This window comes from Methylobacterium mesophilicum (assembly GCF_022179445.1).
Classification (GTDB): domain Bacteria; phylum Pseudomonadota; class Alphaproteobacteria; order Rhizobiales; family Beijerinckiaceae; genus Methylobacterium; species Methylobacterium mesophilicum.
Genome location: NZ_BPQU01000021.1, coordinates 88,798 through 95,814 on the forward strand (window position 1 = coordinate 88,798; position 7,017 = coordinate 95,814).

Annotated in this window: 8 protein-coding genes; 3 read left to right on the forward strand and 5 right to left on the reverse strand. The window is 71.1% G+C overall.

Features of this window, described 5'->3' with window-relative positions:
- Nucleotides 1–186: 186 nt before the first annotated feature.
- Nucleotides 187–1,062 (reverse strand): SDR family oxidoreductase, encoded by an 876-nt coding sequence (locus tag MFF40_RS19465; protein WP_147855235.1) that lies wholly within the window; start codon nt 1,060–1,062, stop codon nt 187–189.
- Here MFF40_RS19465 and MFF40_RS19470 point away from each other — a divergent pair.
- Together MFF40_RS19470 and MFF40_RS19475 are read left to right on the forward strand one after the other, a co-directional pair.
- Nucleotides 1,061–1,327, forward strand: a complete 267-nt coding sequence (locus MFF40_RS19470) for a hypothetical protein (protein ID WP_147855234.1) — start codon at nt 1,061–1,063, stop codon at nt 1,325–1,327. The genes MFF40_RS19465 and MFF40_RS19470 overlap by 2 nt on opposite strands.
- A 290-nt stretch (nt 1,328–1,617) precedes the next feature.
- Nucleotides 1,618–1,830, forward strand: a complete 213-nt coding sequence (locus MFF40_RS19475) for a hypothetical protein (protein WP_147855233.1) — start codon at nt 1,618–1,620, stop codon at nt 1,828–1,830.
- A gap of 116 nt (nt 1,831–1,946) precedes the next feature.
- On the opposite strand, the gene MFF40_RS19480 is transcribed toward MFF40_RS19475, so the two are convergent.
- The 3 genes from MFF40_RS19480 to bchO all read right to left on the reverse strand — a co-directional run bounded on the left by MFF40_RS19480 (nt 1,947) and on the right by bchO (nt 4,784).
- Nucleotides 1,947–2,747, reverse strand: a complete 801-nt coding sequence (locus MFF40_RS19480; protein WP_238261850.1) for an outer membrane protein — start codon at nt 2,745–2,747, stop codon at nt 1,947–1,949.
- A 270-nt stretch (nt 2,748–3,017) separates the two neighbouring features.
- The gene (locus MFF40_RS19485) at nt 3,018–3,788 is read right to left on the reverse strand and encodes a gamma-glutamyl-gamma-aminobutyrate hydrolase family protein (protein WP_147855231.1); all 771 of its coding nucleotides are present in this window, start codon (nt 3,786–3,788) and stop codon (nt 3,018–3,020) included.
- 90 nt (nt 3,789–3,878) lie between these two features.
- A complete protein-coding gene (gene bchO / locus MFF40_RS19490) occupies nt 3,879–4,784 on the reverse strand; it encodes an alpha/beta fold hydrolase BchO (RefSeq protein ID WP_238261852.1) in 906 nt (301 codons plus the stop codon).
- A gap of 207 nt (nt 4,785–4,991) precedes the next feature.
- Here bchO and MFF40_RS19495 point away from each other — a divergent pair, with 207 nt between their 5' ends.
- The gene (locus tag MFF40_RS19495; RefSeq protein ID WP_187277752.1) at nt 4,992–5,138 is read left to right on the forward strand and encodes a hypothetical protein; all 147 of its coding nucleotides are present in this window, start codon (nt 4,992–4,994) and stop codon (nt 5,136–5,138) included.
- 39 nt (nt 5,139–5,177) lie between these two features.
- Here MFF40_RS19495 and MFF40_RS19500 read toward each other — a convergent pair whose 3' ends face one another.
- A complete protein-coding gene (locus tag MFF40_RS19500) occupies nt 5,178–6,836 on the reverse strand; it encodes a magnesium chelatase subunit D (protein ID WP_147897718.1) in 1,659 nt (552 codons plus the stop codon).
- Nucleotides 6,837–7,017 lie beyond the last annotated feature (181 nt).

A 7,017-nucleotide genomic window follows, 5' to 3' on the forward strand; every position in this document is an offset into this window, starting at 1 on the left:
CGTGTTGACCCGTATCCTGCCGGCGCACCGCGCCTCGGGACGCGGTAGGTGTCTTCCGGTGGATCGAGGAGAAGGCCCCGCTGATACCACGGGCGGGCGAGCCTCGAAAAGCGCTCGGGTATGGGACACCGCCCGGGTGGGGCGCCTGGCGGTGTCCCCGGATACAGAGAGCAGGAACGATCCGGCTTAGAACACCGGCATCGCTCCGGCGACGGTGATGAGCGCGCCCGACGTGTAGCTGCTCTCCTCGGAGGCCAGCATCACGTACGCGGAGGCGAGCTCGGCCGGCTGGCCCGGGCGGCCGAACGGCACCTGGCTGCCGAAGGATTTCACCGAATCCTGGCTCATTCCGGACGGGATGAACGGCGTCCAGATCGGGCCCGGCAGCACGCCGTTCACCCGGATGCCCTTCTCGGCCAGGAGTTGGGACAGGCTCAGCACCATGTTGCTCAGCGCGCCCTTGGTGGCGCTGTAGGCCATGAGCGACGGCATCGGATGCTTGGAATTCACCGAGGAGGTGAAGATCACCGACGCGCCGGGCTTCAGGTGCGCCAGAGCCGCCTTGGTCACGTAGAACGGGCCGAACACGTTCGTGCGGAAATGGTCCTCGAAGATGGTGTCCTCGATGGCGTCCAGGCCCTCGTTCGGCTGCTGGAACGCGCCGTTGTTCACCAGCACGTCGAGGCGTCCGAAGGTCTCGGCGGTGCGGGCTACGATCGCGCGGCCGTAGGCGGGATCCTTGAGATCGCCCGGCAGCAGCAGGGCGCGCCGGCCAGCCTTCTCGATCCAGCCGCTCACCGCCTCGGCATCCGCCTGCTCCTCGGGCAGGTACGAGATGGCGACGTCGGCCCCCTCGCGGGCATAGGCGATCGCCACCGCACGGCCGATGCCGCTGTCGCCGCCGGTGATCAGCGCGACTTGGCCGGTGAGCTTGCCGGAGCCCTTGTAGCTGTCCTCGCCGTGATCGGGCTCGGGCGCCATGCGGCCGGTCTTGCCCGGAAAGCTCTGCGGCTGTGCCTCGAACGGCGGACGGGGATACTTGTGCAGCGGATCTGTGGTCATGCGGGGTCTCGCGTTGGGATACGGGTCCAACGATGGCTCGACCGGGGTGTTCCTGTGCCGCGCCGACGCGCCGATGGAGCAGAGACGCGGCGACATCGAGCAGCAACAGGCGGTCCCCACTCTCCGGCGCGAGGGAGAGGGCGCCATGATCGTGTTGGAATCGGAGGATCGCGTCGCACGCAGGATCGATCGCGCCCTGCTCGGTGCCGCGATGCTGTCGCTCACCCTCGGCCTGGCCGCGGGCCTGTGGGGCGTGCTCCAGTGAGCCCCGCACCGGGCGCCGCCCCGATCCGCAGCGGATGCCGGCGCATCATCCTGAAAGGCGGCCACCGGCGTTCGGCAAAGAGGCGATGCGCATCAGAAGGCCAGCGCATCGTGCCGGTTCCGGTCCCCGACACGATGCGTTAGGCCCGCTCACGATGCGCCGCCCCGGTCTCGATCGCACCGCCGTCGTTCTGATCTGCGCGGGCCTCGTTCTGCTCGCGATGGCGCAGCTGCTGGTTGGTTTCCCGTGACGGGCCGCGGGGGCCTCCAGCGTGAAAGGGGGCGGGACCGATGCTGAACCGCGCCTTCATGGCCGCGACCCTCCTCGCGGTGGCCGCGTTCCTGGTCTACCTGGCGGGCCTCGCCCGCGAGGCCCTGTCGCCGAACCAGACCTACGCGGCCAGCATCGGCCTGACCCTCGACCAATGCGTGACGGCCCAGGACGGCCTCTCGGACGCGGAGGCGCGCGCCTATTGCCGACGGCCGGTGCCGAAGCGGCCGTGAGGCGCGGATGCGAACACGGTTCGGGCTCGTCGGGCCGGCGTCTCCGCCTTGGGGATGCGCGGGCTTTTTGATTCGCATCATCCCGGAAGCCGGCGGCCGGCTTCCGGGATGATGCTCTAGCTGCCGAACTTGTAGTTCAGGCCGAAGCGGCCGAGCACGCCCTCGTTCCGGAAGCGCGCGGCGTAGGCGCCGACGCCTGGCCCCACCGCCACGAGCGGGACGGTGCGGCGGCCGAGATCGTAGTACAGCGCCTCGCCTCTGAGGGTCACGGCGTTGGTGTGGAAGATGTTGAACGCGGAATCGGTGGGTAGGGCGAACTCGATGCCGCCGCCGACGGCGTAGCCGGTCTCGACGCGCGAGCTGCTGCCGTAGAAGCTCGGTCGGCCGGCCGCTGTCTGGAACACGCCGCGGTAGGTCTCGCCCGCGTAGGCGAAGCCGCCGGTGCCGTAGACGAGGGTGCGGTCGAAGGCGTAGCCGACACGTCCGCGCAGTGTCCCGAGCGCGTTGCCCATCTGCCGGAAGGTGCTGATCCCGCCGAGCCGCCCGGTGCTGCTCCGGGTGCGGTTCAGGTCCGTGTAGGCCAGGTCGGCCTCGGCGCCGACGACGAAGCTGGGCGTCAGCTGGACATTGTAGCCGATCTGACCGCCGCCGACGAAGCCGTCCCGCGGCAGCGCGCGCGTGCCCGGACGATCGCCGGTCACGCCCCCGTTGTTGAGCGGGAGCACGCCCACGGTCGTCACGGCATCCTTGGTGCTGGTGATGTAGCCGGCGTTGATGCCGAAATACGGGCCCGCCCAGGTGAAGGCCGGCAGGGCCGGCGGCGGGGGCGTATATGCCCGGCGCGGAAGATCCGCGGCCGAGGCGAGCGTGGTCAAGGCAACGAGCGCGGCCAGGGGGGAAAAAGTCTTGTAGAACATGAGTCGTCCAAGCAAATGAAATACGAGCGTGGTATCAAATCGTAGAATGCGGAGCTGTCACGCAGCTGCAACACTTAAATACTTGCGTATTATGCAAATATAAAACAACTCGATCATATTATTTATTGAAATTTATCTAAATAACATCATTGTCATTTGAGAAAAAGCTGCTCTATGCAATAAATCGGTGCGCGAAAGCGCGATATCGAAGGGTGCCGGACCGATCGGCGGTGCCGCTTGAGGCCCGTCACAGGGTCTGTTCAACCCCGCTCATCGTGAGGCCCGTTGCCGCGCCGCCGCGGCTCCGAACGCCGCGAACAGCGCCCGGTTGATCGGGTTCGTCGCGGCGTCGTGCTCCGGGTGCCACTGTACGCCCAGGGCGAAGCCCGGCGCGTCGTGGATGCGGATCGCCTCGATGGTGTCGTCCTCGGCGATGCCCTCGATCACGATGCGGGCGCCCGGCTTCAGGATGCCCTGGCCGTGCAGGGAGTTCACCCGGATCGTCTCGCACCCGAGCAGCCGCGCGAAGGCGCCGCCCGGGGTCAGGCGGACCGCGTGGCGGTCGGCGAACACCACTTCGAGGTCCGGGTGGATCTCGCCGTTCTCGAGCCGTGGCATCCGGTGGTTGAGGCGACCGGGCAGATTGCGGATCTCCGGGTGCAGGCTGCCGCCGAAGGCGACGTTCATCTCCTGAAACCCGCGGCAGATGCCGAACAGCGGTACGCCCCGCGCCACGCAGGCCTCGATCAATGGCAGCGCCGTCGCGTCGCGGGCCTCGTCGTAAGGCTCGTGGGCCGGGTCTGCGGCGGTGCTGAAGCGGGTCGGATGGACGTTGGCACGGCCGCCGGTGAGCAGGATGCCGTCCACCGTGTCGAGGAGGTCGCCGAGATCGGTGATCCCGGGGCAGCCGGCGAACATCAGCGGCAGGGCCCCGGCCACGTCGGCCACCGCCCGAAGGTTGTTCTGGCCGACGATCTGGGCCGTGAACCGGTTGTCGAGCAGGCGCGCGTTTCCGATGACGCCGATCACGGGTCTCGCCATCGTCCCGGCCACTCCTTCGTCCCGGCTTCGCCGCAGGCCCCGCACCTTGCGGTTGGCTCTACGACCCACGCAAAGCTGGCGCCAGTCCCGTCAGAGCCCGGGAACACCCGCGGCCCGGGCTTCCTCGCGCAGCACCTCGGCGACCCGCTCGGGGGCCTCCTCGTGCGCGAGATGGCCGAGCCCCCGGATCAGCGCGACGCGGGCGTCGGGCAGGCGGTCGCGGACCGTGAAGGCGGTGTCGGGCCGGATCGCCCGGTCGTCGCCGCCGACGATCAGCAGGGTTCGGGTCGTGAGGTCCGGCAGCGCCCGGTGCAACCCGGCGAGATCCCAGTTCGCCATCATGCCCAGCGCCCCGCGGACGTGCCCGGCCCGGGCGAACAGGCGCCTGTACAAATCGACGCCCTGCGAATCGAGCCGTGAGCCGGTCCCCTCGATCAGCTTCTTGGCCGCCGACCGATCCGCCGTCCAGGCGAAGATTCTTGGCGTGAACGGGTTGAGGAACAGCAGCCGTGCCATGCCGGGGAACAGCAGGCTCGCCGCCCCGGGCAAGGGTGCGAGCGCACCGTTGAACGCCGCGAGCAGGCGCGGAGCGATCGACCCGTCCAGGCACATCCGCGCCAACACGGCCGCCCCGGCCGAGTGACCCGCCGCCACGATGGGCGGGCGTCCGAGCGCTCCCACGAGCCCCGCTACGGCCCGGGCCATGCCCGGCAGCGACAAGTCGGCGTCCGGTAGGGGATCGGTAAAGCCGTGGCCCGGAAGGTCCGGGGCGATGACGTAGAAATTTTGGGCCAGGAGCGGCGCAAGGCCGCGCCAGGAATGGGTGGCCGCCCCGGTTCCGTGCAGAAGCAGCAGCACCGGCGCCTCGGGCTGCCCGAACTCTTGCACATGCCAGCGCAGGCCCGCCGCCTCGACGAAGCGGCTCGCGTCCCGGTGCGGCCAATCCCGGCCCTCGACCGCCCAATCGGGCCGATCCGCGTCGCGCGGGCTCAGCACCGGCCGGAATCCCGCAGCGCACCAAGCGCAAGCGTACCGCCCGCGCCTGCGCTATCGTGCCGTGTCGGAAGTATTTCGTAAGATATTGAGAAAGCATGCGGAAACTGCATGCCACCGCTGCCGGAGCCCGGATTGCTGCGACGCAACATCGGGGGCATCAAAGGGGCGAACACAGGCACCGCGCATCTCTCACCGTTGGAACCGGCCATGATCGTCTTCACCTCCTCGACCCATCACTTCGCCGGCTCGACCGACGGCCGCTGGAGCTTCCGCGGCCTGTTCCGCGAGATGCTGAACGCCTGGATGTCCCACAACCAGCGCGTCGCCGATCTCGGGGCTGGCTACCACCTCTGATCGTCGACACGGCCGGCTCTTTCCGGCCCGATATCCCGCTCAGAGCGCGGCCCGCACCGCCGCGCTGAGCAGGCCGGCATCGGCCCGGGGCAGCACGAGATAGCGGGCGTCCATCGCTTCGGCGACCGCGCGGGCGCCTTCGCCTCGGGCCCCGGTATCGATCACCAGGGCCGGCAACCCGGCGGCCCGGAGCGCCCGGCCCGCCTGCAGGGCTTCGGCCCCGGCCCGGGCGCGGCCGCCCTCCCCCGAGCGCGCGACGTTGGCACGCCCGTCGGTCAGCAGCACGATCACCGGCCGGCTGCCGCTCCGGCGCACGCCGAGCGCCACGTCGAGTGCGGCATCGATCCCGGCGGCCAGCGGCGTTCCGCCACCGCCCGGCAGGCCCGAGAGACCGCGCTTCGCCCGGGTGAGCGAGCGGGTCGGCGGCAGCACCAGCTCCGCACCGCTGCCGCGGAACGCCACCAGGGCGACCCGGTCGCGCCGGACATAGGCCTCGGCCAGCAGCAGCTCGACCGCGCCCTTGGCCTCGGCCAGCCGTTCCAGGGCCGCCGAGCCCGAGGCGTCGACGCAGAACACCGTCGTGGTCTCGGTCCGCTGCCGCAGGATCCGGATCCGCAGGTCATCCCGCCGGACCACGATCGGGCGGGTTTCTCCCTCCGCCCGCCGCAGCGTCTGCCACGGGGCCGCCGCCCGCAGGGTCGCCAGCAGGTCGAGGCGCCCGCGCCGTGGATCGCCCCGTCGGCTGCCGATCGGCCGCCCGGTGCGGGACGCCGCCGGCTGGCCGACCCGCCCGGCCTTCGCAGCCGAGAGCCGCACGCCCCCCGCCAGCAACTGATCCAGGAGGTTCGCCGGGATCGCCGTGCGCACCGCCTCGAGCACGCGGTCGTCGGCCGCCTCGGCCGGGGCGGGATCCGCTGCGTCCTCCGCGGCGGCCTGGTCTTCCGCGGGCGGAGGCGGAGGGGGTGCCTCGGCGTCCTCGGAAGGCGCGTCCTCCGGCATGGGCAGCCGCGTGGCGCGCGGCGCCAGGACCAGGCGAGCCGCCGCCGTGACCTCGGCCATGCCGACCGGATTCCCGGCCACAAGGGCGCGCGCCACCCGGGCCGCCAGGATCGGCCCGCGCAGGGAGGCGACGCCGAACGCCTCCGCCAGCCGGCACAGCACGCCGAGCGGGTCGGCTTCCGGGTCGCCGGGATCGGCCTCCGGATCGACCTGAGCGGCGTCGCAATCCGCGAGCCCGACGCCGCTCAGGTTGATCCGGAAGGCGAGGCGGTCGGCGAGGGCCTCCGCCACGGTCTCGTCGCCATCGCCCTCGTCGAGCAGCACGAGGCCGAAGCGCGCCGGGCGCTCTGACGCGGTGCCGGTGTCGAGGGCGGTCGCGAGGCGCGCCGCGACGCCGGGGGGCAGTCGCTCGGCCATGGGCACGACGATCAGCCCGCCATCGGCCTCAGCGAGCAGGCCGGCCCGCGCCACCGGCCGGCCGGCCGCGAGCGTCGCGGCGAGGTCGAGGCCGCCGAGCAGGCCGTCGTCGCCGATGCCCGGCGGCAGCCGCCGCCAGGGCGTGCCGGGGGGGAGCGCGGCCCGCAGAGCGTCGAGCCAGCGGTCACGCACCGGTCCCGGCCAGGAACGCACAACCGCGCCGCCGAAGCCGTGCGGGTCGGTGGCGAGGAGGCGGGCGGCGAGCAGGGCATCGGGCCAGATTTTTTTTGGCGCTTCGGTATTTCCGGTCGCACGCTTTCCCTGTGAAACGTCGCCGCTGCTCAGCTCGCCACGTTCGCCCGCGAAAGCGGCGGGATTGATCGATTGGCCTCGGCTGGCCGCAACGGACCCCCTCTCCCGTGCGGGAGAGGGTTGGGGTGAGGGACCAGGTTTTTCCGGAGCA